This window comes from Duganella sp. 1411, from assembly GCF_017833525.1.
Lineage (GTDB): Bacteria > Pseudomonadota > Gammaproteobacteria > Burkholderiales > Burkholderiaceae_D > Rugamonas.
In genome coordinates, this window is record NZ_JAFICD010000009.1 from 1 (window position 1) to 25,939 (window position 25,939).

28 protein-coding genes and 1 pseudogene are annotated in these 25,939 nt (G+C 65.5%); 17 read left to right on the plus strand and 12 right to left on the minus strand.

Translation table 11 applies throughout. The features are described 5' to 3' along the window. Together JOD97_RS29250 and JOD97_RS29255 are read right to left on the minus strand one after the other, a co-directional pair. Window positions 1-332: pseudogene (locus tag JOD97_RS29250) on the minus strand (IS5/IS1182 family transposase); the annotation flags it as partial. Between the two features lie 129 nt (window positions 333-461). Continuing rightward, entirely contained in the window at window positions 462-1,832 is a 1,371-nt protein-coding gene (locus tag JOD97_RS29255; protein ID WP_209726335.1) for a GIN domain-containing protein, read from the minus strand. 207 nt (window positions 1,833-2,039) lie between these two features. Here JOD97_RS29255 and JOD97_RS29260 point away from each other — a divergent pair, with 207 nt between their 5' ends. From JOD97_RS29260 to JOD97_RS29300, 9 genes are all read left to right on the plus strand, one after another. After that, entirely contained in the window at window positions 2,040-2,225 is a 186-nt protein-coding gene (locus JOD97_RS29260; protein ID WP_209726336.1) for a hypothetical protein, read from the plus strand. Then, complete coding sequence (locus JOD97_RS29265) at window positions 2,225-2,758, plus strand: hypothetical protein (protein ID WP_209726337.1); 534 nt, start codon at window positions 2,225-2,227, stop codon at window positions 2,756-2,758. Before JOD97_RS29260 ends, JOD97_RS29265 begins: the two co-directional genes overlap by 1 nt. A gap of 24 nt (window positions 2,759-2,782) precedes the next feature. Further along, window positions 2,783-4,501 (plus strand): ExeA family protein, encoded by a 1,719-nt coding sequence (locus JOD97_RS29270; protein WP_209726338.1) that lies wholly within the window; start codon window positions 2,783-2,785, stop codon window positions 4,499-4,501. Window position 4,502: 1 nt separating this feature from the next. Next, entirely contained in the window at window positions 4,503-5,252 is a 750-nt protein-coding gene (locus JOD97_RS29275) for a general secretion pathway protein GspB (RefSeq protein WP_209726339.1), read from the plus strand. A gap of 68 nt (window positions 5,253-5,320) precedes the next feature. Continuing rightward, a complete protein-coding gene (locus JOD97_RS29280) occupies window positions 5,321-5,509 on the plus strand; it encodes a hypothetical protein (protein ID WP_209726340.1) in 189 nt (62 codons plus the stop codon). Between the two features lie 79 nt (window positions 5,510-5,588). Then, window positions 5,589-6,137 (plus strand): molybdopterin-guanine dinucleotide biosynthesis protein B, encoded by a 549-nt coding sequence (mobB, locus tag JOD97_RS29285; RefSeq protein WP_209726341.1) that lies wholly within the window; start codon window positions 5,589-5,591, stop codon window positions 6,135-6,137. A 53-nt stretch (window positions 6,138-6,190) separates the two neighbouring features. Beyond that, window positions 6,191-6,391 carry a YjfB family protein gene (locus tag JOD97_RS29290; RefSeq protein WP_209726342.1) on the plus strand — a complete coding sequence of 67 codons (201 nt, stop codon included), beginning with the start codon at window positions 6,191-6,193 and terminating at the stop codon, window positions 6,389-6,391. 208 nt (window positions 6,392-6,599) lie between these two features. Then, window positions 6,600-6,866, plus strand: coding sequence for a DUF2282 domain-containing protein (locus tag JOD97_RS29295; protein WP_209726343.1), 267 nt, complete (start codon window positions 6,600-6,602; stop codon window positions 6,864-6,866). Between the two features lie 15 nt (window positions 6,867-6,881). Beyond that, window positions 6,882-8,537 carry a DUF692 family multinuclear iron-containing protein gene (locus JOD97_RS29300; protein WP_209726344.1) on the plus strand — a complete coding sequence of 552 codons (1,656 nt, stop codon included), beginning with the start codon at window positions 6,882-6,884 and terminating at the stop codon, window positions 8,535-8,537. 11 nt (window positions 8,538-8,548) lie between these two features. Here the strand turns inward: JOD97_RS29300 and JOD97_RS29305 are convergent, their stop codons facing one another. Then, complete coding sequence (locus tag JOD97_RS29305; protein WP_209726345.1) at window positions 8,549-8,842, minus strand: hypothetical protein; 294 nt, start codon at window positions 8,840-8,842, stop codon at window positions 8,549-8,551. A gap of 175 nt (window positions 8,843-9,017) precedes the next feature. After that, window positions 9,018-9,236, minus strand: coding sequence for an RNA-binding S4 domain-containing protein (locus tag JOD97_RS29310; RefSeq protein WP_209726346.1), 219 nt, complete (start codon window positions 9,234-9,236; stop codon window positions 9,018-9,020). A gap of 179 nt (window positions 9,237-9,415) precedes the next feature. On the opposite strand from JOD97_RS29310, the gene JOD97_RS29315 reads away from it, so the two are divergent. Continuing rightward, a complete protein-coding gene (locus JOD97_RS29315; RefSeq protein WP_209726347.1) occupies window positions 9,416-10,333 on the plus strand; it encodes a hypothetical protein in 918 nt (305 codons plus the stop codon). 14 nt (window positions 10,334-10,347) lie between these two features. Here the strand turns inward: JOD97_RS29315 and fumC are convergent, their stop codons facing one another. Beyond that, entirely contained in the window at window positions 10,348-11,739 is a 1,392-nt protein-coding gene (gene fumC / locus JOD97_RS29320; protein ID WP_209726348.1) for a class II fumarate hydratase, read from the minus strand. Between the two features lie 141 nt (window positions 11,740-11,880). On the opposite strand from fumC, the gene JOD97_RS29325 reads away from it, so the two are divergent. Then, window positions 11,881-13,518 carry a FimV family protein gene (locus JOD97_RS29325; RefSeq protein ID WP_209726349.1) on the plus strand — a complete coding sequence of 546 codons (1,638 nt, stop codon included), beginning with the start codon at window positions 11,881-11,883 and terminating at the stop codon, window positions 13,516-13,518. Between the two features lie 96 nt (window positions 13,519-13,614). Next, window positions 13,615-14,841 carry an aminotransferase class I/II-fold pyridoxal phosphate-dependent enzyme gene (locus tag JOD97_RS29330; protein WP_209726350.1) on the plus strand — a complete coding sequence of 409 codons (1,227 nt, stop codon included), beginning with the start codon at window positions 13,615-13,617 and terminating at the stop codon, window positions 14,839-14,841. 125 nt (window positions 14,842-14,966) lie between these two features. Here JOD97_RS29330 and JOD97_RS29335 read toward each other — a convergent pair whose 3' ends face one another. Together JOD97_RS29335 and JOD97_RS29340 are read right to left on the minus strand one after the other, a co-directional pair. Further along, window positions 14,967-15,245, minus strand: a complete 279-nt coding sequence (locus JOD97_RS29335) for a flagellar protein FliT (RefSeq protein WP_209726351.1) — start codon at window positions 15,243-15,245, stop codon at window positions 14,967-14,969. Between the two features lie 182 nt (window positions 15,246-15,427). Further along, on the minus strand, window positions 15,428-16,255 hold the full coding sequence (locus JOD97_RS29340) for an HDOD domain-containing protein (RefSeq protein ID WP_209726352.1): 828 nt from the start codon (window positions 16,253-16,255) through the stop codon (window positions 15,428-15,430). A 124-nt stretch (window positions 16,256-16,379) separates the two neighbouring features. Here JOD97_RS29340 and JOD97_RS29345 point away from each other — a divergent pair, with 124 nt between their 5' ends. Both JOD97_RS29345 and JOD97_RS29350 read left to right on the plus strand, forming a co-directional pair. Beyond that, a complete protein-coding gene (locus JOD97_RS29345) occupies window positions 16,380-17,000 on the plus strand; it encodes a bifunctional 2-polyprenyl-6-hydroxyphenol methylase/3-demethylubiquinol 3-O-methyltransferase UbiG (RefSeq protein WP_209726353.1) in 621 nt (206 codons plus the stop codon). A 117-nt stretch (window positions 17,001-17,117) separates the two neighbouring features. After that, on the plus strand, window positions 17,118-17,309 hold the full coding sequence (locus JOD97_RS29350; RefSeq protein WP_209726354.1) for a CsbD family protein: 192 nt from the start codon (window positions 17,118-17,120) through the stop codon (window positions 17,307-17,309). A 97-nt stretch (window positions 17,310-17,406) separates the two neighbouring features. Here JOD97_RS29350 and JOD97_RS29355 read toward each other — a convergent pair whose 3' ends face one another. From JOD97_RS29355 to JOD97_RS29365, 3 genes are all read right to left on the minus strand, one after another. Beyond that, on the minus strand, window positions 17,407-17,901 hold the full coding sequence (locus tag JOD97_RS29355; RefSeq protein WP_209726355.1) for a type VI secretion system tube protein Hcp: 495 nt from the start codon (window positions 17,899-17,901) through the stop codon (window positions 17,407-17,409). 222 nt (window positions 17,902-18,123) lie between these two features. After that, entirely contained in the window at window positions 18,124-20,337 is a 2,214-nt protein-coding gene (locus JOD97_RS29360; RefSeq protein ID WP_209726356.1) for a S9 family peptidase, read from the minus strand. A 169-nt stretch (window positions 20,338-20,506) separates the two neighbouring features. Beyond that, on the minus strand, window positions 20,507-21,892 hold the full coding sequence (locus JOD97_RS29365; protein WP_209726357.1) for an MATE family efflux transporter: 1,386 nt from the start codon (window positions 21,890-21,892) through the stop codon (window positions 20,507-20,509). A gap of 178 nt (window positions 21,893-22,070) precedes the next feature. Here JOD97_RS29365 and JOD97_RS29370 point away from each other — a divergent pair, with 178 nt between their 5' ends. Then, complete coding sequence (locus tag JOD97_RS29370; protein ID WP_209726358.1) at window positions 22,071-22,727, plus strand: beta/gamma crystallin family protein; 657 nt, start codon at window positions 22,071-22,073, stop codon at window positions 22,725-22,727. A 15-nt stretch (window positions 22,728-22,742) separates the two neighbouring features. On the opposite strand, the gene JOD97_RS29375 is transcribed toward JOD97_RS29370, so the two are convergent. After that, the gene (locus JOD97_RS29375; RefSeq protein WP_209726359.1) at window positions 22,743-23,384 is read right to left on the minus strand and encodes a PEP-CTERM sorting domain-containing protein; all 642 of its coding nucleotides are present in this window, start codon (window positions 23,382-23,384) and stop codon (window positions 22,743-22,745) included. 183 nt (window positions 23,385-23,567) lie between these two features. On the opposite strand from JOD97_RS29375, the gene JOD97_RS29380 reads away from it, so the two are divergent. Beyond that, entirely contained in the window at window positions 23,568-24,506 is a 939-nt protein-coding gene (locus JOD97_RS29380) for a DnaJ C-terminal domain-containing protein (RefSeq protein ID WP_209726360.1), read from the plus strand. A gap of 3 nt (window positions 24,507-24,509) precedes the next feature. Beyond that, window positions 24,510-24,842, plus strand: coding sequence for a chaperone modulator CbpM (locus JOD97_RS29385; RefSeq protein ID WP_229264815.1), 333 nt, complete (start codon window positions 24,510-24,512; stop codon window positions 24,840-24,842). On the opposite strand, the gene JOD97_RS29390 is transcribed toward JOD97_RS29385, so the two are convergent. Next, window positions 24,820-25,932, minus strand: coding sequence for a LysR family transcriptional regulator (locus tag JOD97_RS29390; protein WP_209726361.1), 1,113 nt, complete (start codon window positions 25,930-25,932; stop codon window positions 24,820-24,822). The two genes, JOD97_RS29385 and JOD97_RS29390, sit on opposite strands and share 23 nt — an antisense overlap. Between the last annotated feature and the right edge of the window lie 7 nt (window positions 25,933-25,939).

Here is a 25,939-nt window from a genome sequence, read left to right on the forward strand (position 1 = left end):
AACGCCCTGGCCGACCCCAAGCTCTCCAGCGTGGCGTACAGCCACAGCGACAGCAAAATCTCCGGCGCGATCGGCGTGCGCCCCACGCCACCCTCCACGGCGCGAATGCGCGCGTACAGCTTGGACAAATCCAGTCGTTCGACATACGCCCACACCAGCCGGGCACGATGATCGTCCTCTAGCTGTTCATCCAAATTGGTGGGACGCAACTCAAGCTGGCTTCGATTGGGCATTTGCACCCTCGCAGGCGCATTGGGGGGCGACGCCGCAGGGGCCGATGCCGACGCCGGCAGCGCCTCTTCATCGAACAAAGAAAGATTGTGGGAGCTCATATGATTATCGATCCGATCACCGAGCCCCCATTTTACTTAGTTGGGGTATTTATTCACAACCTCTACGTGATTCCGTTGTCCGCGTAATTTAGCGGTATTCGGACCTGTCCCCGGAATTGGGACCGCTCATCAGTTGCTGGCTTTTTCGCGGGTGCCGTTGCGCTCGTACGTTACCAGCCGCGATTGCTCGGCCGCTTTGCCATTCACATTCACCACCGCGTTGCCGGGGCCGCGCACGATGACGTCGGCCTGCCCCGCCCATAATTGCCGCGCGTTCAGGTTGCCCGAGCCGCTCAGCTGCGCCGTCAGCGCGGCGGTTTTGCCTTCGAGCTTGACCTCGCCCGGGCCGTGCATGTTGAGCCGCACGCTCTTGCAGTCGGCCGTCGCCGTCAGGTCCCCCGGGCCGCCCACTTCCGCCTCCAGCGTTTCGCTGACCTTGCTCAGGTAGATGTCGCCCGGCCCCCGGCTGCGCGCCACCGCGCGGCCCACCTGCAGCATCTTGGCGTCCAGGTCGCCCGGACCGCTGACCTCCGCGCTCAGCATGGCCGTCGCCCCCGACAACGTCATGTCGCCCGGCCCGCTGAGGATGGCGCGCACCGTTTGCGCCTGCAGACCGCGCACCGTCAGGTCTCCCGAGCCGTGCACTTCGGCGTCGAGCTTTTTGATGTTGCCGGCGATGCAGGCGTCGCCCGGGCCGTGCAGCATGGCGCTGGCAGCCTCGGCGCTGAGCGAGCAGGCCTCCAGGTCGCCCGGGCCGGCCACTTCGGCGCGGATTTCCCGGGCGCTGCCGCGCAAGGTGACCGAGCCGGGACCGTGCATGGCCGTGTTGACCTTGCCGGCGTGGATGTCGCCGATGTCGAGGTCGCCCGGCCCGTTGACCGAGATGTTCAGGTCCTGCGTGACGCCGGCGGCGTGAATGTCGCCGGGGCCGTTCGAGACGATGTTCAGGTTGCCCGCTTTCAAGGTGCGCAGGTCGAGGTCGCCGCTGCCGGACGAGGTGACCGTCAGGTCCGTCACGGTGCCGTTGGCGTGGATGTCGCCGGCGCCGTCCGACGTCAGGCTGAGCGTTGGGCCCTGGAATTGTTGCAGGTCGACGTCGCCGCTGCCGCCGTTGCGCAGGCTCTTGAGGGTGGCGGCGTTGATGCGCACCGTCACCTGCGACTTGTGATCGCTGTTCCAGTTGAAGTTGAAGACCCAGCCGCTGCTCTTCTTGCGCGGCTGGCGCACGGTGAGCGTGTCCCCGCTGACCGAGGTTTCGATCTCGGCGAGTTTCTTGCGCGGACCGGTCAGTTCGATGCCGTTGGCGGCCTGGTTGGTGACGATCACGCGGAACGGGCCGATCAGGTTGATGTCGGTGAACGGCGCGACGGTGCGCGTTTCGGTGCCGATGGCGCCGTCCTGCTTGGCGTCCTGCTTGTCGTCGGCCTGGGCCAAGCCGCCGGCGATGACGGCCGCCAGCAAGGCGCCGGCCAGCGCGCTGTGTTTGATCGTCTGCTTCATTTTTATCTCATTGATGGCAAGTGGCGAGGATTGAACGATATGACAAATGCAAGCCAGCGATGCGGGGAATCAGACGGATGTGCGGAATATTGGGATCAACGGCAAAAAAGCGGCGCTGAACTGCGATTCAACTTGCCGTCGCGCGCGCCGATAATGTCATAATCGGGGTAATTGATGCTCGAGCGGTGAAAGGAAGCGGGGGCGGACATGATCAAATACGTGGGGACCAAGAACACGGAGGACGGCTCGGTGCTGTATGTGTTCTTAATCAACGGCTTACAGAAGGAAATCCGGGAGGCTGCCTTGAAGCAGTATCCGGGATGCTACGAGGCGTTGCCGGCGACCGCCAAGGCACGCATCAGCGCCAACCGATCCTGGTTATCGAAACTTTAATGACGACGTTTTCCCTCTCGCCGCGCCGTGCCGGGGCCGCCCTGGCGGCGCTTGCCGCGCTTGCTGTATTGGCGCCCGGCGACGCCCGCGCGCAGTCCGTGCCCACCACCTTCGGCACCGTCATCGGCAACGGCTTGCTGTGCCGCGACCAGACCGCCAATTTCTATTACTACGATTACCTGCTCAAGGCTTTCGGCCCGGCCTACAAGCACGACGGCGGCGCCTTCTGGTTCAAGACCGACGGCGCCAACCTGTGGGGCACGCCGGTGTCGGAGGTGATGGTCAGCGACGACACCAGCACCTATATCTTCGTCGGCGCCGTGGCCGAGGCCACGCCCGAGGAGCTGGAGAAGGCGATCATCGCCCAGGTCGGCGTCCATTATGCGAGAATCGACACGTCGGCCTTCCCCGTGCGCGAGGCCAAGCCGGCCAGCCGCATCGTTTATTTCGATACCAAATCCAAGATTTACTGCGCCAAGTACAAGCCCTTGCCGCCGGTGCAGCCGCCCGCGGTGCGCCAGCGGATAAAATAGGGTACGCGCATCCCCAAGGTCTTCATGTACACCCATTTTTTCAATCTGAAACAATCGCCGTTTTCCATCGCGCCCGATCCGCGCTACCTGTTCATGAGCGAACGCCACCGCGAGGCGCTGGCCCATTTGCTCTACGGTATAGGCAGCGGCGGCGGTTTCGTGCTGCTGACCGGGGAAATCGGCGCCGGCAAGACCACCGTGTGCCGCTGCTTCATGGAGCAGATCCCCGACAACTGCAAACTCGGCTATATCTTCAACCCCAAGCTGTCGGTGGAGGAATTGCTGCTGTCGATCTGCGACGAGTTCGGCATCGAGCTGCCGCCGCAGGGCGCCGGCCCGGTCAGCGTCAAGGGTTACGTCGACGCCATCAACGCCTATCTGCTGGCGAGCCACGCGCAGGCCAAGAACAATGTGCTGATCATCGACGAGGCGCAGAACCTGTCGGCCGAGGTGCTGGAACAGTTGCGCCTGCTGACGAATTTGGAAACGAGCGAACGCAAGCTGCTGCAGATCATCCTGATCGGCCAGCCGGAGCTGCGCACGATGCTGGCGCGCCCGGAGCTGGAGCAGCTGGCGCAGCGCGTCATCGCCCGCTATCACCTGGGCTCGCTGACCGAGGCCGAGACCGGCGCCTATATCGAGCACCGGCTGGCCGTGGCCGGGGCGTCGGCGATCGCGCCGTTTCCGCGTCGGCTGATGGGGCTGGTGCACAGCCTGGCGAAAGGCGTTCCGCGCCGTATCAACTTGCTGTGCGACCGCGCGCTGCTGGGCGCCTACGTGGAAAACCAGCCGCAGGTGACGCGCACCATTTTGCGCCGCGCGGCATCGGAGGTGTTTTCCGGGCAGGAAGTGGCGCCGGGCGGGCGGGGCGGCTTGCTGGCCGTGGCCGGCGGCTCGCGCTGGCCGCTGGTGGCCGCCGGCGCGCTCGGCGGTGTGATCGTCAGCGCCGTGCTGTGGCAGCTGGCGGCGCACGACGCCAAGCCGGTCATGCCGAGCGCCCAGGCCGCCTCGACGGCGCCGGCCAACGGGACCGCCACGGTGGCCGTGCCCAAGGCGCCGCCGGCCGCCAAGCCGGCGCCCGCGCCTTCGCAGGCGGTCGTCGGCAACCCGGCGCCGGTGGCGGCGGTCAATAGCGGCGCCAGCGGCAAGGCAGTGGCGTTGCGCCAGCTGGCCGGCATGTGGGGGCTGGCGCTGGCCGACGGCGATCCGTGCCCGGCGGCGGCGCGTTTGAACCTGCGCTGCCTGCAAACCAAGGGCGGCATCGACGAATTGCGCCTGCTGGACCGTCCCGCCGTGCTGACCTTGCGCGACGATCCCGTCGCGCCCAACTATGTGCTGCTGAGCGCGCTGGATAAGCGCAACGCCACCATCATGGCGCCCGGCGGCGCGGCGCACACCGTCGGCGTGGACGAGCTTGCCGCGCGCTTGGCCGGCGAGTTCACCACGTTCTGGCGGGCGCCGCGCAGCTGGCGCGACGAGGTTTCCGTCGGTGATCGCGGGCCCGATGTGGACTGGCTGGCCCAGCGGTTGTCGCAGATCTACGAGCTCAAAAAACCGCTGGAAAACCAGCCGCTGGACGCGGCGTTGCGCGCCCGTCTGACCGAGTTCCAGACGGAGCAGCATCTCAAGGCGGACGGCGTGGCCGGTCCGAAAACTTTCATCCGACTGTATCAGTTGGGCGGCGTGCAGGAGCCGCGTTTGGCGGCCCGTGCCGGCAAGGCCGACGCCGTGGCGGGGAAATAATATGTCCTATATTTTGGAAGCGTTGAAAAAAGCGCAGGCCGAACGTCAGCTCGGCAACGCGCCAACCCTGCACGCACCGACCCTGCAATCGGTGGAGCGGTCGACGGCCGGCGGACGCCTTAAAAAGCCGCTGCTGCTGGTGATCGCCGCCATGGCAGTGGCGATCGCGGCGCTGGTGGCGATGGTGCTGAGGCCGGCGGCGGCGCCCGCCCCGGCGCCGGTGGCGCAGGCCGCCGTGGGCGCGCCGGCGCAATCGGCACCGGTCGCGGCGGCCGTCCCGGCGGCGGCACAGCCGTCCGCCCCGATGGTCGCCGACGGTCCGGCACCGCTGCCGGCGCCCGTCGCCGCGTTGCCGCCGCCGGTGGCCACGCTGACACCGGCGGTGCGCAGGCATGCCGATCCGCAGGCCGCGCCAACGCCGGCCGCGGGCGATCCGGCCGCCGCGGCCGCCAATGCGGCCACTGCCGCGGCCACCGCCACCGGTGCCGCCGGCGCCCCGGCCAAGGCGCCGGCCTTCGAGGAGCCGGTCCAGAACCTGCGCGATCTGCCCGAGCCCATCCAGCGGTCGATTCCGCAGGTCGCCGTCGGCGGGTATATCTACTCCAAGAATCCGGCCGACCGCTTGCTGCTGATCGACAAGGTCCTGCGGCGCGAAGGCGACGAGGTCGCTCCCGGCCTGAAGCTGGAAAAACTGCTGCCCAAGGAAGCCGTGTTCAACTTCAAAGGCTACCGCTACCGCGTTCCGTATTGAGCTGTCATCAACTTGTCACCCGGTAGTGATATTTTCTTATCATTGAAAACAATGCATGGGGAAATATCATGAAACACCTGAGAATATTGCCTTTCCTGATAGCCGCCGCTTTCTGCATGCCACGCGCCCAGGCCGCCGACACCGCCGCTCAGCAAGAGTCGATCGGCTACGGCGCCGGTCTGCTGTGCCTGGGCCTGGCCTTGCTTGCCAAGGGGCGATCGCGCAACGACGCGTTCAACCAAAAGAACGACCGATAGACCGCCCATCAGCCTCGCTGCGTCACTAAATGTTGCTGCGTATAATGGCGGTAACAGTTAGGGGTAGAGGGGTTGATCAATGCAGCAAGAGAGTTCCGCGCAGATGCGCAAGGTCCTGGGCGTCATCGGGACGTCCGGCAGCGGCAAGACCACGTTGCTGGAATTTCTGATCGCCCGGCTGGCGGCGCGGGGGCTGAAGGTCAACGTCGTCAAGCACAGCCATCACGACCTGGAGCTGGAACCGCCACAGAAGGACAGCGCCCGCCTCCGCATGGCCGGCGCCGCCGAAGTGATGGTGGCGTCGCCGTTCCGGGTGGCCATCATCCGCGAGTTGCGCGGCGCCCCCGAACCCACGCTGGATGAGCAACTGGCGCGCTTGTCGCCGGCCGACCTGACCTTGCTCGAGGGTTTCAAGTCCTACCCCATCGACAAGCTGGAAGTCTACCGCGCCGAGCAGGGGCGCCCGCCGCTGTATCCACTCGATCCGCACGTTGTCGCGGTCGCTTCCGACCAGCCCCGGCCCGCCGATCTATTGCCCGGCACCGTATGGCTGGATCTGAACGCCCCCAACGAGGTGCTGGAATGGCTGTTGGCCCACGTCGAGAAAAAAAGTATGGAGCGGGCCTAAAGTTATCGCCGGATCGTCCGTAAAAGAAGTGATACCCCTTAAAGGAGGATGATATGGACGTTACCGGCATTGCTCAAGTTGCAACCTCGATCGCCGACACCGGCACCAAGCAGGCCGTTGGCATTGCCGTGCTGAAAAAAGCCCAGGACATCCAGGCCTCCAGCGCACAGGCGTTGATCGAAGCCATTCCCCCGGTTCCATCGGCACCGAAACTGCCGTCCCACCTCGGCAACACCATCAATACCACCGCCTGAACGGCGGTTCGCGGCCCGTCATGGCGCCGCGGCAAGCACCGTGCGCCGTGGCGCGCGCGGCGGCTGTGCGTGATCGTTCGATCCGCGCGTCTTCTCGATTTTGAATCCAGTCAACACATTCAAGCGTATCAACGTTAATGCTGGTACGCTGCGACTGTAAAAAGCGCCTGCCCGCTAAATTGTGATGAATTCAACCAGGAGACTTACCATGAATAAACGTCAAGCCATGATCGCCGCCGCCCTCGCCACCGTCTGCGCCGCCGGTGCCGGCAGCGCCTTCGCCGTCGATCAGGACACGCCGAAGGACAAGTGTTACGGGATCGCCAAGGCCGGCCAGAACGATTGCGCCGCCGCCAACGGTTCGCATTCCTGCGCCGGCCAGTCCAAGGCCGATAATTCGCCGACCGATTGGAAATACGTGGCAAAAGGCACGTGCGAAAAGGCCGGCGGCAAGACCACGCCGCCCGCCAAGTAAGTTTCAGCGGAGCCCATGTCCTTGCCGCGCCTGTCGGAGCGCCTGCCGGGTGTCGGCGTGGGATTGCGGGCGCCGCATTACCGCCAGTTTCTCGAGCAGCGGCCCGATGCCGCCTGGCTCGAGGTCCACACCGAAAATTATCTCGATCAATCCGGCTGGGACAGCCACGTGCTGCTAGAGCTGCGGCGCGACTATCCGATCAGCCTGCACGGCGTCGGGCTGGGGCTGGGATCGGCGCGCGGATTTTCCGAGCGCCACCTGGACAGCGTGCGCAGCCTGGTGGCGCGCGTCGAGCCGGTGCTGGTCTCCGAACACCTGTGCTGGGGCGCCGTCGGCGACCGCCATCTCAACGATTTGTTGCCGATGATGCTGGACCATGCCGCGCTCGACCTGCTGAGCGCGCGCATCGGCCGCGTGCAGGATGCCCTCAAGCGCCAGCTGCTGCTGGAAAACGTCTCCACCTATGTGCGCTTTCATCGGGATGCGATGAGCGAGGCGGAGTTCCTGGCGGCGTTGGCCGCGCGCACCGGTTGCGGCCTGCTGCTCGACATCAATAATCTCTACGTCAACCAGTGCAACCACGGCGAGGACGCGCTGGCCGCCATCGCCGCGATCACGCCCGGCATGGTCGGCGAGATGCACTTGGCCGGCCATCTGGTGACGCCGCAGGCTGTCATCGACCACCACGGCGCCACGGTTGCCGACCCCGTCTGGCGCCTGTACCAGGCGGCGCTGCAACGTTTCGGCGCCGTGCCGACGCTGATCGAGTGGGATACCGACATCCCGGAACTGGCCGTGCTGTTGGCCGAGGCGGCCAAGGCCGACGTGCTGCTACGCCAATACGCGGCGCCGCCGGCGCGGACGTGGCAGGCGGGGACGGCGGTCGCGATGGAGGAGGATGCCCCCGCGTTGGCCGCCAGCCAGCACTTGTTCGCCGGCGCGCTGCTCGATCCGGCGCGGACGGCCCCTGTGCTGGAGCAGCTTCAAGGCGAGCAAGGCCTCAACGAACACCGCCTCGCGCTGTATCGCGGCAACCTGGGCGCGACATGGGACAAAACCCTGGCGGCCGCCTATCCGGTGGTGCGGATGCTGGTGGGGGAGGAGTTCTTCAGCGGCTTGAGCAAGGCCTACGGCCGCGCCCATCCATCCAACAGCGGCGATTTGAATCGCTTCGGCGCCGATTTCGACGTCTTCCTCCGTCATTTTCGCCACGTGGCCGATTATCCCTATCTGCCCGACATGGCGGCGCTGGAGTGGGCGCTGCATCGCGCGCACTACGCGCCGGCGGCCGAAGCCGTCACAGCCGCGCAGCTCGCCGGCTTATCTCCCGAGCAAATGGAAACCGCACGGATGACCTTGCATCCGGCCTGCCGGCTGGTCGCGTCGGAATGGGCGGTGGTTCCGCTCTGGCAGGCGCATCAGGCGGACAGCGGGGTGGGCTTCCCCGAACGGCTGGCCGCGCCCAGCCATGGCGTGGTCGCGCGTCCGCAATGGAAGACGCGGCTGGTGCCGCTCAGTGGCGCCGGCCACGCGGCGTTGCAAGTACTGGGGGAGGGGAGGGACTTCGGCGCCGCGCTCGATGCCGCGTTCGACATCGACGACGCCTTCGACGTGGCCGGCAACTTACAACTCTGGCTGGCCCACGCGCTGATCGTCAGGATAGAGGTATGAAAGGGCGGCGCTCAGGCGCCGGGCTTGAACGCGCGCAACACCTTGGCTTCGCCGGTCAGATCCCGGTGCAGCCGGCAGGCGGCGGCCGTCAGTTCGATCATGCGGTCGATCTGGGCGTTCTCGAACCGGGCCAGTTCCTCGGTGGCCGTCAGCAGCGCCTGCGCCAGCTTGGCGCGCGCGCCCTGATACAGCGAGCCGTGGTACTGGTTCGTGTTCTTGAGCAGTTCCTCGGCGTTTTCAATCACCTGGCGCAGATCGTCGAGCAGTTTTTCCTGGGTTGGGCTATGTGGTTCAGGACCGTCCATGACGTCCCCCTGGTCGTAAAAAAATTGGTTGAAAAAGCCGGGTGGCAAGCAATTCCAATATAACTACGATATCGCCAGTCGGTTTGCGCGTTATCAAACACGCTCACCCCCGTCTGCAGCGTTTTCTCGGCTGCGCTTACAGATTACTCGGTTATTGCTCAAAAGCAAGAAGAAATTACACGCCGCCAACGGTAATGTTGACGTCGCCGACGCTGACCTGCTGGCCGGCGCGGATCTTCGCGGTCTTGCGCAGCTCTTGCTTGCCGTCCACTTTCACCTCGCCGCTGGCCACCATCATCTTGCCGGCGCCACCGCTGTCGCACAATCCGACCAGCTTCAACAGCTGGTTCAGCTCGACAAACTCGCCGTTCAATTCGAAGCTTACTTTTTGCATTTTATCCTCTATTGCCATGATATCAACCTGGTACCGACGTCACTTTTGACAGTGTAGCGGCATTCCGACAGGCGCGCAGTTTACCCCATCGAATCGGATTGTCAGCCGGAAAAAAAATTGCTATGCTGAAGTAACTGCTAAATATTTAAGCAGGGTGTCGTGCCTTACCGAGCAGCATCATGAATAAGCTCTCCCTGACTGTGCTGGTAACCGTTTTTCCGCTCTCGACAGTGGCTGGCGCGGCCACATCCGACGCCGCTCTTCCCCAGCAAACGACGCCGGCGTTCGAGACGCGCGCCAATTCCACACTATTATTTGAAGCGGCCGACCGGCAGTCGGCGCTGGTCGATCAGTTGCAGACCGACGGCGCGCGCCGCTATGCCTCGTTCGCTGGCGCGCCGCGTTTGCATTTCGGCGCCTTGCCGGAGAATTTGTCGTTGCTCGATCCGCTGGGCCCTCTGTTGACCGAGCGCAGCCGGCGCTATCTGAGCAGCGCCGAGTTCGAAAAGAAAACGGGGCGCGCGGTCGGCATCCTGACCATCGGCCTGCTGCGCGAGACCGGCTCCACGCTCGGCGGCGGCCAGCCCGGCACGTCATGGGGCGTGAACAGCCGGCCCACCACCAAATTCACGTCATTGTCGCTGGGCTACGCGCTGACGCCGCGCAGTTCGGTGATGGCGATGGCGACATATGGCAAGACCGAAGGCTTCGGCGCGCCGGACAGCTTGATGGCGCAGGTCTCGTCGGTGCGGACGATGGCCTTCAGCCTGGGCCTGGCCACGCGCCAGATATTCAATGAGCAGGACAAGTTGGCGATGACGTTGTCGGTGCCGGCCAAGGTGCGCACCGGCGTGCAGAGCGCCGACTCGGACGCCCGCGTCAATTACGCCAACGGACAGGCATTCGGCACGCCGACACTGAATCTACGGCCGACCGCCACCGAGCGGGATCTGGAGTTCGGCTACACCACGATGCTGGGCAAGGCCGGCAGCATGGGCAAGGTGACCGGCGCGGTGATGTTGCGCGTCAATCCCGGCCACGACGCGAACGCCCGGCCGGATGTGCTGACCGGGGTGCGCTACGCCTACGGCTTCTGAGCCAGCCGGCTGGGTTACGCGTTCGGGCGCGTCATATCCAGCGGCACGATCCACTGATCGAACTGCGCGTCGGTGACATAGCCCAGCGCCAGCGCCGCTTGCTTCAACGTCGTGCCTTCATGCTGCGCCTTCTTGGCGATCGACGCCGCCTTGTCGTAGCCGATGTGCGGCGCCAGCGCCGTCACCAGCATCAGCGAGCGTTCCATCAGTTCGGCGATGCGGCCGCGATTCGGCTCGATGCCGTGGACGCAATGTTCCTCGAAGCTGCGCATGCCGTCCGCCAGCAGGCGCGCGCTTTGCAGGAAGTTGTGCGCGATCAGCGGCTTGTAGACGTTCAACTCGAAATTGCCGGAGGCGCCGCCCATCGTGATGGCGACATCGTTGCCGAACACCTGGCAGCACAACATCGTGACCGCCTCGCACTGGGTCGGGTTGACCTTGCCCGGCATGATGGAGCTGCCCGGCTCGTTTTCCGGGATCGTGATCTCGCCCAGGCCCGAACGCGGGCCCGACGCCATCCAGCGCACGTCGTTGGCGATCTTCATCAGCGCGGCGGCCAGCGTCTTGAGCGCGCCGTGCGCCGACAGCAGCGCGTCGTGGCCGGCCAGCGCGGCGAACTTGTTGTCGGCCGTGCGGAACGGCAGCGCCAAGGTATGTTCGAGCTCGGCGGCGATGCGCACCGCGTATTCCGGATGCGCGTTGAGGCCGGTGCCGACCGCCGTGCCGCCGGCCGCCAACTGCAGCACGCCGGGCAGGGCGGCGTTGATCGCGTGCTCGGCGAAATCGAGATGGGCGACATAGCCGGAAAATTCCTGGCCCAGGGTCAGCGGCGTGGCGTCCTGCAGGTGGGTGCGGCCGATCTTGACGATGTCGGCGAAGGCCTCGGCCTTGGCGTGCAGGCTGGCGCGCAGCTGGCGCAGCGACGGCAGCACGGTGTGGGCCAGCGCCTGCGCGGCCGCCACGTGGATCGCGGTCGGGAAGATATCGTTCGACGACTGGCCCTTGTTGACGTCGTCATTCGGATGCAGCTTGCGGCTTTCGCCGCGCACACCGCCCATCAGCTCGGAGCCGCGGTTGGCCAGCACCTCGTTCATGTTCATGTTGGACTGGGTGCCCGAACCGGTCTGCCACACCGCCAGTGGGAACTCGCCGCTGTGCTTGTCGGCCAGAACCTCGTCGGCGGCCTGGGTGATGGCGATCGCCTTCGGGCCGTCGAGCAGGCCCAGGTCCAGGTTGACGCGGGCGGCGGCGCGCTTGACGCTGGCCAGCGCGTGGATCAATTCCGGCGGCATGCGCTCGGTGGAAATATGGAAATGCTCCAGTGAGCGCTGGGTCTGCGCGCCCCACAGCTTGTCGTCAGGGACGTCGATCGGGCCAAAACTGTCACGTTCGCTTCTGTTGCTCATAATTCATCCTTGTGCGGAAGTCATCATTTGTGGGCTTTTCAGTGTAGCGCAGTTTGGAAAAATTATCCTGGGGCTACAAAATTGGGAAAATCAGCCGTTAAAGACGTATATCTTAGAATTCGCGTCACTGGCGCCATCCTTATGCAGCGTTCCACTCCTGTTTACTTGCTCCGCGTGCTGGCCTGCGCCATGTCGCTGGCGGCGGCCGGCGCGGCCACGGCGGCCGAGCTGGGCGACGTTTCCGTGCGCTCCTTCATCGGCCAGCCGTTGGCGGCGGACATCGAACTGGTGGCGCTGGCCCCGGACGAGGTCAACGCCTTGCAGGTACGGCTGGCGCAGGCGGACGTGTTTCGCGGCGCGAACATCACGATGAACCCGGCGCTGGCGTCGGTGCACATGGCGGTGGTCAAGCGCGATCAAAAGCAGTTTTTGCATGTGACGACCACGCGTGCGATCGACGCCGAATATGTCCACCTGTACCTGGAGCTGAGCGCGGCGGGGCGGCACGACGTGCGGCTGGCCACCGTCTGGCTGCAGGCGGACCCGAATCCGGCGCCGCTGCCGGCCGCCCCGGCACCGGCGCCTGTCGCGGCGACTTCCGCCGACGCCGCGCAACTGGCGGCGCAGGCGCGGGCGGAGCGGGCGGCGGCGGCCTCGACGCCGGCTGTGCCGGTGGCGCCGGCGCCGCGGGACCGGACGCGTCCGGCGCCATTGCCGTCGGCGCACGAATCGGAGGTGGGCGTACCGGGCGCCGTGCGGGCCGCCGCGTCCGCGACGCCGGCGCGGCCGACGTCGACGGTGGCGGTGCGCGACCTGGCCTCGCGCATCGCGGACGCGATGGGCACGCCGCGTCCGGCGGCCCCCGCGTCGGTGCCGGCATCGGCCAAACCGGTGGCGAAACGGGAAGCGGCCGAGGCCGCCGTGCCGTTGCCGGTGGCACAGGCCCTGCTGCCGCTGGCGCCATTGCCTTTGCCGGCCGGTGTCAAGCGTCCGGCCGCGCCGGCGGCTTGCGCGCCCTCCGGCATCAGCGCCAAGGAATGCAAGGCGCTCGACAACCATAGCGTGGCCTTGTCCAGCAAGCTGGTCGAGCTGGAAGGGAAAATGAAGGCGCTGCAAGGCGCGATCAAGGCGACCGCCGGCGCGCCGGCGGCTTCGGTGGCGGCGCCGGCGGCCGCGCCCAAGGTCGGCCAAGCGGGTACGGCGGTATTGGCGGCCGCCGGCAGCAGCGTCGCCGCGGCGGTGGCGGCGCCGGCGGCGTCGGCCCATGAGACGCCGAAGTCGGCATCGGTGGCGTCGGCGGCGCCCGGTCCGGCATCGGTGGCGGAGAAGGTGGCCGGGAAGTCGGCGGAAGGCAAATCGGAACAATCGGGCAAGGTGGCGGCCGGGGATGGCGCATCGGCGTCGGCCTCGGCGGCGGCCGGTTCGGCGTCCGCCACGGCGTCTGCCGACGGCCATGGCGCCAACGCGGCGGCTTCGGCGGCCGGCGCGTCCGCCTCGGCCACGGCCCCCGTTCCGCTCAAACGCGTATTGCCAAAATTAAAATACAAGAAGGAAAAGCCGGTCGAACGTCCGCCCAACTACGCCGCCTGGGGCGCCGGCGCGGTTGGCGTGCTGATGCTCGCCGGTGCCGGCCTGCTCTATCTGCGCCGCAAAAAATCCGGCGCCGCGCCGCTGAAGATCTGGCAAGGCTTCCGCCGGAAAAAGCCGGCCGAGCCCGGGGCCGAGCCCCAGCCGGCCCAGCCGTTGCATGAAGTGACGCCCGAATCAATAATGCAATAGTTATAAGCTTATAACCTCAGCTTTGCCTGCGGTCCATCGTTCTGGGTTATAGTAATCGACGCTTTTTGCACGCCTTACCCATTTCGAAAGAGTCCCATGACCGCAGCAGATCTCCCGTCTCAGTACCAGGAGCAATACCAAGCCTTCAAACAACTCGGCCTTAAACTGGATATGTCGCGTGGCAAGCCAGCGCCCGAGCAACTGGATTTGTCCAACGCGCTGACCGAGGCGCTGGGTGGCTACAAAGCTGCCGACGGCACCGATTGCCGCAACTACGGCGGCACCATCGGCCTGCCGGAAGCGCGCGAGCTGTTCGGCAAATTGCTGGACGTGCCGGCCGCCCAGGTGGTCGTCGACAGCAGCGCCAGCCTGTCGCTGATGCACGACGTCATCATCTACAGCCTGCTCAACGGCACGCCGGGCAACGCGCCGTGGGTGCGCGAGCCGGTCACGTTCCTGTGCCCGGTGCCGGGCTACGACCGCCACTTCGCCATCTGCGAAGCGCGCGGCATCAAGATGATCAACATCCCGATGACCGAAGACGGCCTGGACATGGACCTGGTCGAAAAGCTGGTGGCCGAGGACGCCAGCATCAAGGGCATGTGGTGCGTGCCGAAGTACAGCAACCCGGGTGGCGTGGTGTATTCGGACGACGTGGTGGCGCGCCTGGCCGCGATGAAAACCGCCGCCCCGGACTTCCGCCTGATGTGGGACGACGCCTACCGCTTCCACCACCTGAGCGACAAAAAGCTGGTGGTGGCCAACATTCTCGACGCCTGCGCCCGGGCCGGCAATCCGGACCGCGCGATCGTGTTCGCCTCGTCGTCGAAGATCAGCTGGGCCGGTTCGGGCGTGGCCGCGCTGGCCGCGTCGCCGGCCAACATCGCCTGGTGGACCAAGCACGCCGGCATCCGCAGCATCGGCCCGGACAAGATCAACCAGCTGCGCCACGTGCGCCTGCTCAAGGATGTGGCCACGGTCGAAGCGCTGATGGAACAGCACCGCGCGCTGCTGCAGCCGAAATTCGACGCGGTGCTGGCGCAGTTCGAGCATTATCTGGGCGACGTGCCGGGCGTATCGTGGACGCGTCCGTTGGGCGGCTACTTCATCGATCTGGTGACGCCGCCGGGTTCGGCCAAGCGCACGGTGGCGTTGGCCAAGGAGGCGGGCATCACGCTGACGCCGGCCGGCGCCGCTTTCCCTTATGGCAACGATCCAAAGGACAGCCACATCCGCATCGCCCCGAGCTTCCCGTCGCAGGACGAGATCGTCAAGGCCGCGCAGGGCATCGCCTTGTCGTTGCGCGTGGCGTTGGCAGGCTGACAACCAACTCCAGGGTCAGGTCCACCATTTCTACACGGGCTCGGCCCTACGGAGTCGCCGCCCATGTGGTTTGGGAATAAAAAAAGCGCCTTCGACGAGGCGCTTTTTTCGTTGGGCGGGCGGTTTTACTGGCGGGCCATGCCTGGCACTTGATTCATCCATGGATCGGTGAGGTCGCGGATTTCGCGGTCGTTGGCCAAGATTTGCTTGAGCAGGTCGATCTTGCGCAGGCGCGGGGTGCCGCTCAGCGCGGGCACGCCGGTGGCGACGGCGCGGGCTTCGGTGGCGCACTGGGTTTCCAGCTGGCTCAGACCGTCCCAGTCGCCCAGGCGCGCGGCGGCGGCCATCTGCTTGCTCAAACCGGCAATGTTTTCGTACATCGAGAGGACTTCGGTAGAGGTCATATGCTCACCCAGGCTAGTTGACTTCGGTAAAATGGATTACCGCATGTCCTGATTAACGTCGCCTTAAACGGGAACTTTAGGGTGATTTGAAAAAATATTTAAAAAAACGCGAAAAAAAACCGCCGGGCTCGAAAGCGGGCGGTTTTTGTTGTCGTTACGGCAAGCTGGCGCAGTCGCCCGGCTTACTTGACCAGCTCCTCCAGACCAGCGCTGAGCTCGTCCGGTGATGGCATATCGTCAATCAATGCGTTGTCTTCCAGACCCAGCTCCTCGGCCAGTTCGGTCGGATAGCAGGCGGCGATTTCCTCGTCGTTCAACTCGGCCTGCTCGACACGGGCGCGCCACGCGGCCAGCGAAATGACGGCGGCCAGGCGATTGAGCTCGCCATTGTGATGCGGCTCCGGGAATGCCTCGATGGTTTCCGAGAAGGTGATCGGGAACTTCCAGCGCTTGGCCAGCTCCGCGCCCACGTCGGCGAAGGTGTAGCCGAACGAACCCATCTCGGCGTCGAGGCGGCGCGCGTCCATCGGGCCGGCGACCTTGTCGAGCGCGATGGCCTTTTCGGACATGGCCGAGTGCATCACCAATTGGCCGATCGCGTGCATCATGCCGATGGTGAAGGCGAGGTCGGTGTTTTCCTTGGTCTTCTTGGCGATCCACTTGGCCGACACGGCCGTGTGCAGGCTGTAGCGCCAGAATTGTTTGAGGTCGAGGCCGGGAACGGTCTTGAAGCCGCTGACCAGGCCGGAGCTGATGACCAGCGTGCGGACGGTGACAAAGCCCAGCATCAACACCGCGTCCTCGACCGTGCCGATGCTGCGCGAGACGTGGTAGTAGGCCGAGTTGGCCAGGCGCAGCAGCTTGGCGCTCAGCACCGGATCGGTCGACAGTTTCTTGGCGATTTCCTCGGTCGACACGCTGGCCTTGTCGAAACTGCTGATCAATTCCTCGACGACTTTCGGCGCGGTGGGCAGCGCGGTCGGATTCTGGAACAAGGCGTCAAGTTTCATTTTTTATCTCCTCGGTGATGGGCGCGTTGCTATGGGCTAACTATATAGCGATTCCCTGAATGAAAGAAGCGATTTGATACCTGAGCGTATCTTTTCTGCCGTGTCGATACGCTACACTGGCGCCATGGAACCCGATCACATCGAACAAATCACGCAGAAAACGCTGCAACATTACGAGCAAACGGCGCAGCAATTTTTTGCCGGCACCATCGACCACGACGTCAGCCAAAATATCGCCGCGCTGCTCGGCGCGATCGAGGCGCCGGCGCCGCACCGGCTGCTCGACCTGGGCTGCGGTCCGGGCCGCGATCTGAAAACTTTCCGCGAGATGGGCCACGAAGCGATCGGGGTTGACGGCTTGGCTCGCTTCGTGGAGATGGCGCGCGCCTACAGCGGGTGCGAGGCGTGGCGGCAGGATTTCATCCACCTCGACCTGCCGGCCGAATATTTCGACGGCGTGTACGCCAACGCCTCGCTGTTCCACGTGCCGAGCGCGGCGTTGCCGGACGTGCTGCGGCGGCTGCACGCGGCGTTGAAGCGGGGCGGCGTCCTGTTCAGTTCGAACCCGCGCGGCGACAACCGCGAAGGCTGGAACGGCCCGCGCTACGGCAGCTACTACGATTACGATACCTGGGAACGTTACCTGGTCGCGGCCGGTTTCAGCGCCGTCCGGCATTACTATCGGCCGAGCGGATTGCCGCGCGAGCAGCAGCCGTGGCTGGCCAGTGTATGGCGGAAAATTTGATTCGTGGCAGCGTTCGCGAACGCACAGAGAACTCAGCGGCTGGAGCCTATAGTGGATCCATGCACACGGCGCCAAGTTGTGTGTCCTGTAGCTTCAACAACGATAAAGGAGTTCATCATGAACAAGGATCAAGTTAAGGGTACGGCGAAAGACATCGGCGGCAAAATCCAGGAAAAAACTGGCGAGCTGGTGGGTAGCTCGGAACAGCAGGCCAAGGGCCTGAACAAGCAAGCCGAAGGCAAAATGCAAAAAGGTCTGGGCGACGCCAAGGAAGCTGTCGACGACATCGTCAAAGGCAACCGCAACTAATTGCACGACCCGCGCCGAGTGCGCACCACGGCGACCATTCGCCGCATAAAAAAACAGCCGCATCAGCGGCTGTTTTCGTTTACCCGCGAGGGGGAACTCAGGCGGCCACGCGGTTGGTCGACAGATCCCAGCCGCCGGCGGTGTTGCCGCCCGCGCCGCCGGAAATCTTTTGCTGGGTATAGCGCCACTTCACCTTCGAGAACTTCAGCGACACCTGTTCGGCCAGCACTTCGCCTTCGTGCACGCTGGGCGACACGGTTCCGATCAACACGTTTTCCAGTTCGATTTCATAATACTTGACACGCTCGCCCTGGCCGTCGGCGCGCATGAATTCGAACTTCGCCTTCGGAATGGTTTTGCCGGAAGAACAGGTTTGCAGCAGCACGGGCGAAGCCAGGTCGGCCAGTTTAAGCAAGGTGATGTCCTGGTGTTCGCAACGCTCGGCGGTATGGCCGCCGCCGGTGGAAGCGGTCGCCGATTTCGGCTGGCTCACCGCCCAGCTGACCGACTTGCATTCAATCCAATCCTTGTGTTTATCGTCTGCGGATTCGCCGCGAATCCCGTCGATTTGCAGATAGACATCGATAGCCATAATTCCTCCTGGAATATAGTTGGAACGGCGCGAAACGCACCGCACCTGGCATTATCGAATGGTCAACAAATCCGCCGCTTGTGGCCGCTCAAGCCGCCCAAAAAAACTCCAGGGTCAGGTCCACCAATTCTACACGGCCCCGGCGCTAGCGGCGAATCGCGCCGCCTACGCCCCAGCTCGTGTAGAAATGGTGGACCTGACCCCGGAGTGGTTCCAAGGTGGTTATTGCTGCTCGGGCTTCAGGTTTTTCTTGAAGAAGGCTTCGATGTTGCCGTAGACGTGGCGCTGCGGCGCGCGGCCGGCGATGCCGTGCTTGCCGCCAGGGTAGGTCATCAGCTCGAAGTGCACGTTGCGGCTCACCAGCGCGTCGATCATGCGCGTGGTGTTGGTGAACAGGACGTTGTCATCGGCCATGCCGTGCATCAGCAGCAGCGGCGATTTCAGGCCGTCCAGGTGCGCGTACACGCCCGCGGCCGTGTAGCCGGCGGCGTTCGCTTTCGGCGTGCCCATGAACTGCTCCGTGTAGTGGGTGTCGTACAAGGACCAGTCCGTCACGGGGGCGACCGAGACGCCCATCGCGATCTTGTCCGACGCTTGCGCCAACAGCCGCAACGTCATGAAGCCGCCGTAGCTCCAACCGAACACGCCGATGCGCTTGGCGTCGATGTAGCTTTGCTTGCCCAGCCATTCGATGCCGGTCAACTGGTCCTCGACTTCGACCTTGCCCAGGTTGAGGTAGTTGGCGTCGGTGAAGGCGCGCTCGCGCCGGAACGAGCCGCGGTTGTCCAGCCGCCACACCACGAAGCCTTGCTGCGCCATGTATTGGTCGAACAAATTGCCCCATTTGCGCGCCACGTGCTGCGCGTGCGGCCCGCCGTAGGTCGACAGGTAGACCGGATATTTCTTCGACGGGTTGAAGCCGCTCGGCTTGATCATCGAGTAGTACAAGGTCTGGCCGTCGTTGGCCTTCAAGGTGCCGTATTCGGTGCGCAGATGCGCGTCGCGGTACTTGCCGTACGGGTGGTTCGCGTTCAGTTCGTTGTGCTCGATCCAGCTGATCATCTTGCCGTCGGGACGCCGCACGCTTACCTGCGGCGGCGTGTCCGGATCGGACCAGGTGTCGACGAACACTTCGCCGTTGCGCGAGAACGCCGAGTCGTGCCAGCCGTCGCCCTGCGTGATGCGTTCCGGTTGGTCGGCGCCGCTGCCGTCGAGCTTGAGCGCGTAGGTCTGGCTGTCGATGACGGCGTCGCGGTTCGATTGCACGAACACGCGGCCGTTTTTCTCGTCCACCGCCAGCAGCTTGTCGATGCCCCATTCGCCGCGCGAGATCGGATGCAGCAGCTTGCCGTCCAGGTCGTATAGGTAGAGGTGCTTGCGCCCGCTGCGCTCGGACGGCCAGATGAATTGCTTGCCGTTGCCGAGGAAGCGCAGGTCGTCGAAGATGCTGACCCACGTCGGCGAGGTTTCGGTGATCAGCACGCGCTGCGCCAACGTGGCGGCGTCGACCGACACCAGCTCGAGCTTTTTCTGGTCGCGGCTCTGGCGCTGGAACAGCAGGGCCTTGCCGTTGGCGCTCCAGTCGGCGCGCACCAGGTAGATGTCGCGCTCGGCGCCGAGGTCGACGTCGCGGATCTCGCCGCCCGTCGGCGCGACGATCTTCAGTTGCACCAGCACGTTCGGATCGCCGGCGGCCGGGTAGCGCTGCTCGATCACGTCGGTGCGGTCGGCGTAGATTTCAAAGCGCTTGACCACCGGCACCGGCGCCTCGTCGTAGCGCTTGTAGGCGATGGCCGAGTCGTCCGGCGCCCAGTAGTAGCCGCTGGTCTGGCCCATTTCCTCCTGCGCCACGAATTCGGCTTCGCCGTTGTGGATGGTGCCCTTGCCGTCGCTGGTCAGCTGGCGTTCTTCATTGTTCGACAGGTCGATGACGAACAGGTTCTGGTCGCGCACGAAGGAGACGTAGCGGCCCTTGGGCGAGATCTTCGGGTCGAGCACGTTGCCGGTGGCGACCATGCGCGCCGCGTCCGGCTTGCTGACGTCGATCAGGTACAGGTTGCCGGCGATCGGCACCAGCAACTGCTTGCCGTCCGGCGACCAGCTGTAGCTGAGGATGCCCTTGAGGCTGGCCGTGCGCGCGCGTTCGCGGCGGGCCTTTTCGGCGTCCGACAGGTTTTCCTCCGGCACCAGGATCTTGGAGTCGACCAGGCGGTGCGTGGTCTTGTCCTTGAGGTTGTACTCCCACAGGTCGAGCTGGAACTGGTTGTCGTCGCGCCCGCGCAGGAAGGTGACGCGGGCGCCGTCGGGCGATACCTTCAGGCTGCGCACGCCGGGGCCGCTCAGCGACGGATCGGCGTGGATGCGGTCCAGGGTCAGTTTTTCGGCGGCGGCGTTGCCGCCGGCCAGCAGGGCGAGAAAGCAGAGGATAAAGCGCATGGAAGGTCTCTTGATGGGCAATCCAAGACGATACCAGAGACGCCTTTTCGTGGCGAGGTGGCAATGTTCTGAATCCGCCGCGCAAAACCGTCTTTCCTTCGGCGGGCAAACCCGCACCGCGTGGCAGGGGTCGGACCCGACGGGTCCGACCCGGGGTGGCTCCGGGGTTTCAGGCCGCCCGCATGCGCGCGAGCGACAGGTTGCGCAGCGACCAGCTCAGCAGCACGGCCGCCACCGTCAGCCCCACCACCAGCCCGATCCAGAAGCCCGAGGCCGCCATCGGCTCGGCCGGCGACCACGGCAGCCATCGCGGCGCCAGGCCCAGCCAGCAGCCGAGCGGCAGCGCGAAGCCCCAGAACGCCAGCAGCTGGATCTGCATCGGCTGGCGCGAGACCTTGTAGCCGCGCAGCGCGCACGACGCCGCCACCTGCGTCGAGTCCGACAGCTGGAACAGCGCGGCGAACAGCAGCAGATGCGCGCACAAGGCCTGCACCGCCGGGTCGGAGGTGTAGGCGCGCGCGATCTGGTGGCGGAAGGCGACGATGAAGGCGGCCGACAGCACGGCGAACGCGAGCGACATCCACACGCCCACCCACGCCACGAAGCGCGCCTTGACGGCGTTGCCTTCGCCGAGCGACTGGCCGACGCGGGTGATCAGCGCGATGCCAAAGCTGAGCGGCACCATGAACACCAGCGAGGTGAAGTTGAGCGCGATCTGGTGCGCGGAGATCTGCACCACGCCGTAGCGCGCCACCAGCAGGCTGACGGCGCCGAACGCGCTGACCTCGGCGAAGTAGCTGATGCCGATCGGCACGCCCAGGCGCAGCATCGCGCCGATCTCCGGCCAGTGCGGCCATTCCCAGTGCGTGAACGGGTAGGTGGCGCGGTAGGCGGGCGCGTAGCGTATCCAGGCCAGCATGGCCAGCAGCATCATCCACATGCACAGCGCGGTCGAGACGGCGCAGCCGACCCCGCCCAGCGCCGGCAGGCCCCAGTGGCCGAAGATCAACAGCCAGTTGACGCAGACGTTGATGCACAGGCCCATGATGGCGATCAGCATCACCGGCAGGGTCTGGTTGATGCTGGTGCTGTAGCCGTACAGCGCGCGGTAGGCGGCGAACGGCGGCAGCCCGATGCTGATGATGTGCACGAACAGCTCGGCCTGGGCCTGCACATGCGGCGTCAGGTACAAATGGGCGAACAGCAGGGTGGCGACGTTGGCCACGGCGGCGGCCAGCACGCCGACGCCGAGCGCCTTCCACAACGCTTGGCGCACCGTGTGCGGAATCTTGCGCAGGTCGGCGGCGCCGACGTCGTGCGCGACGATGCTGTTGATCGCCATCATGACGCCGCTGACGGTGACCAGGATGATCGACCAGATCGAGGCGCCCAGCGACACCGCCGCCAACTCGTCGGCGCTGGTGTGGCCGGTCATGGCGACGTCGGCCACGCCCATGCCGACCGTCGCCAGCTGGCCGATCAGCATGGGCCAGGCCAGGCGCCACAACGCGGCGGCTTCAAGGCGGATCGACGAGGCGGTGAACGAGTGGGGCATAAGCGGGGCCGGACCGGCGGCCTGGTGTGACGGAACCCGCCATTTTAACGGCTGGCGCGGGCGCGATTGCATTTGGTTGCAATTTAGTTAGACTGCTGCGTGAACGAAACCAATACCATGCGCGTTAGATGCGCAAGACTCCAACCGGAGTTCGCCCAACCACTATCAGGCCACTATCATGAAAAAAATCCTGCCCCGCCTGCTGAACGCCGCCCTGGCGCTGGCCGCGCCCGTCGTCTTCGCCGCCGCCGCGCACGCCGGCGAAATCACGCTCTACACCCACGCCAATTTCGGCGGCCCGGCGATCACCGTGCGCGACCAGGTGAGCGATTTGTTGCCGGAGGGGTTCAACGACCGCACCTCGAGCGTGCGGGTGCGCTCGGGCCGCTGGGAGCTGTGCGAGCACGCCAATTTCGGCGGCCATTGCATCGTGCTGGGGCCGGGCGACTACCGCGTGCTCGACGGTTTTAACGATGTGTTGTCGTCGTTGCGCGAAGTGGGCGACGGCGACGGCGGGCGCGGCGATCGCGGCCACGACCGCCGCGACGAGCGCCGCGAAGGCTACGGCGGCGGGCGCGGCCGCCACGGCGCGCCGGTGGTGCTGTTCTCGCAGCCCGGCTTCAATGGCAGCGAGGTCGAGCTGCGCGACGACATGCGCAAGCTGGAGAACGTCGACTTCAACGACCAGGCCGGGTCCGTGGTGATCCGCGAGGGCGACTGGCAGCTGTGCGACGACGCCAACTACCGTGGCAAATGCATCGTGCTGTCGCCGGGGCGCTACGACAACCTGCGCGACATGGGCGACCGCATCTCGTCCGTGCGCCGGGTGCGCTAACGCCCCCGGGCGTGGCTAGGCCGCTTTGCGGCGCGAAAAGCCGGCGATCATGGCCAGGCCCATGCCCAGCATGGCCCAGCTGGCCGGCTCGGGTACGGCGGAAACCGCCGTCTGGTTGATGACGATGTTGTCGACCAGGCTGAAGTAGGTGGCCTGATTAATGGGGCTATACACCAGTTCCATCACCAGCGAGGTGAGGTTGTTGAAGCCGGTCAGCTGGGTGGTTTTCAGGTCGTACGGGTGGGCGCTGTTGGCGTTGCTCAGCGTGTACGTCTGGATGATGTGGTTTCCGCCAATATCGGTGCCCGTCAACCTGACGGTGCTGGTTTCCCCCGCCCAAAAGGTGGCCAAGTCCATGCTGGTCACCGAGAACGGCTGGTGCGCGGCACTGGTGACGGTGACGTTGCCACCCAAATCGAGGCCGGTGCTGCCATTGGTCGCGTAGCCCGAGCTCGTCGACTGGGCGGGGGCGATCCATACCAGCCCTTGATCCACCTTGAAATCGTAGCCGCCGGTCGCGAAGGCGTAGCCGGCGTAATGGATGTCATTGAGGCTGGCGGGCAGGTCGTCGAAGGTGATGGTGGTGGCGTGGGCCGCGCCGGCTCCCAGCGCCAGGGCGGCGGTCAATAAAACGGCAGTCAGTCTCGGTGAAAACATGGAATTTTCCTTTAATTTTTATTAATATCAGAATGCTAATCATTTTCATGTGAAAAAGATACTTAATTCGCGCGCCGGTTGAAATTTTTTCCCCCGTCCTCCTTCTCTGGAGGGGCGCGGTGCAGTTGCGTTTGCGGTTAAACTGGTGGCTAACGCAACAAGCTACCGGACGGAGTGCGCAACGTGGAATACAAGGACTATTACCAGACCCTGGGCGTGTCGAAAACCGCCTCGGAAGACGAGATCAAGAAGGCTTACCGCAAGCTGGTCCGCAAATACCATCCGGACGTCAGCAAGGAGCCCGACGCGCAAAAGAAAACCCAGGAACTCAACGAGGCCTACGGCGTGCTGGGCGACGCCGAAAAGCGCGCCGCCTACGACGACCTGGGACGCGGACGCCAGTTCCGCGCCGGCCAAGAGTTCCGTCCGCCGCCGGACTGGGGGCGCGGCGGCGCCGGGGCCGGCGGCCAGCCCGGCCACGGCGGCTTCGGCGACGCCGACTCCAGCGATTTCTTCGCCGACCTGTTCGCCAACCTCGGCGGGCGCCGGCGCCAGCAGTACACGCCGCAGCGCGGCGACGACAGCCACGCCGCCATCACCATCGACCTGGCCGACGCCTACCATGGCGCGACCCGCAACATCAGCCTGATGGTGGCCGACCGCGACGCCCAGGACCGCATCGTCACGCGCGAGCGCACCTTGAGCGTCAACATACCCAAGGGCGTGACCGCCGGCCAGCAACTGCGCCTGTCGGGGCAGGGCCAGCGCGGCGAGGCCGGGCCGGGCGACTTGTATCTGGAAATCCAGTTCCGTCCCGATCCGCGCTACCGCGTCGACGGCCGCGACGTGTTCGAGACGGTGCCGGTGGCGCCGTGGGAGCTGGCGCTGGGCGCCGACATCGAGGTGGCCACGCCGTCGGGCAAGGTCACGGTGACGGTGCCGGCCGGCTCGCAAACCGGGCGCAAGCTGCGCCTGCGCGGACGCGGCATTCCCGGCAAGGAGGCCGGCGATTTGTACCTGCTGCTGGAAGTGGCGCTGCCGCCGGCCAACACCGACAAGGCACGCGAACTGTATCGAACAATGGCGCGCGAGATGGCGTTCAATCCGCGCGCGGGAGGATAAGCTATGGGACAGGCAATGGGAACGGCGACCGGGCAACCGCCCCTGACCGCCGTGTTGATCGACGAGGCCGCGCTGACGCTCGAGGAACTGGCGCGCGCCTGCGCGGTGGATCACGATTGGGTGGTGCAGCGGGTGCGTACCGGCATCCTGATGGAAAGCGCGTCGGACGACTGCGTCAGCTGGCGCTTCACCAGCGCCGACCTGGTGCGGGCGCGCCGCCTGTGCCAGATCGAACGCGACTTCGAAGCCAACGACGACGTCGCCGCGCTGGTGGTCGACCTGTCGGAGGAAATCTACCGCCTGCGCCGCAAGCTCAGCGCCGCTGGCGTGAAGTAGGCGCCGGCGCCTCCCTGGCCGGCGGCGTCGGCGTGATGGCCGGCAGCGGCCCGATCGCCGGCTGGTCGCCGGCGCGCTGGTGGAATGGCATAGGAATCGGCATGTGGTGGGACGGTCCCGCCGGCGCGGCGCACGCCTGGTCGCCGGATTGCGGCGCGCCCCGCGCACCGGCCTGCGCGCTTGCCTCGGCGATGGCCTGATCCATGTCGAGGAATTGCTGCATCACCCAGCGCGTGGCCGGCCCGGGCTCCTCGTCGCCGCGCCGTATCACGTACAGCGGCGCGCTGAACGACGGCCCCTCGCTGACGTCGAGTTGCACCAGCCGTCCCGCGTCCAGATCCCACTGGATGAACTCGACCGGCATATTGCCCCAGCCGATGCCGCTGCGCAGCAGCGCGTGCTTCGAGCTCAGATCGCCCAGGCGCCAGTCGCGCAAGGCCACCACGCCGAAGTCCTGGCCCCGGGTCAGCGTGCTGCGGTCGGTCAGCACCAGCTGCGTGTGTTCGCGCAGCACCTCGTTGGGGATCTTGCCCTTGATCTGCGCCAGCGGATGGTCGGGCGACACCACCGGCACCATCGTCACGAAGCCGCAGCTCTGGCGTTCGATGGTGTCGGGCGCGCCCGGCATCCAGGCGCTGACGCCGATGCGGCAGGTGCGGTCCATGACCAATTGCGTGACCGCGCCCAGCGCCTCGGTGCGCAGCCGCATCGACACGGTCGGAAACTCCTTTTGGAACGCATGCAGAATGCGCACCAGCTTGCAGGTCGAATACATGACGTCGACCACCAGCGACACCTCCGCCTCCAGCCCGGCCGACAGCGCCTTGGCGCGCGCGCGCATGCCGTCGACCTTGAGCGAGACGGCGCGGGCGTCGGCCAGCAGCGCCTTGCCGGCCTCGGTCAGCACCGGCTTGCGCTTGCTGCGGTCGAGCAGCTCGACGTTGAGCTGCTCCTCCAGATTGGCGATGGTATAGCTGATGACGGACTGCGTGCGATGTAGCGCGCGCGCGGCGTGCGCGAAGCCGCCATGGTCGATGACGGCGATGAACACGCGCAGCTGGTCGAGGGAGGGAAGGCCGGGATCTCGCATGGGTTAC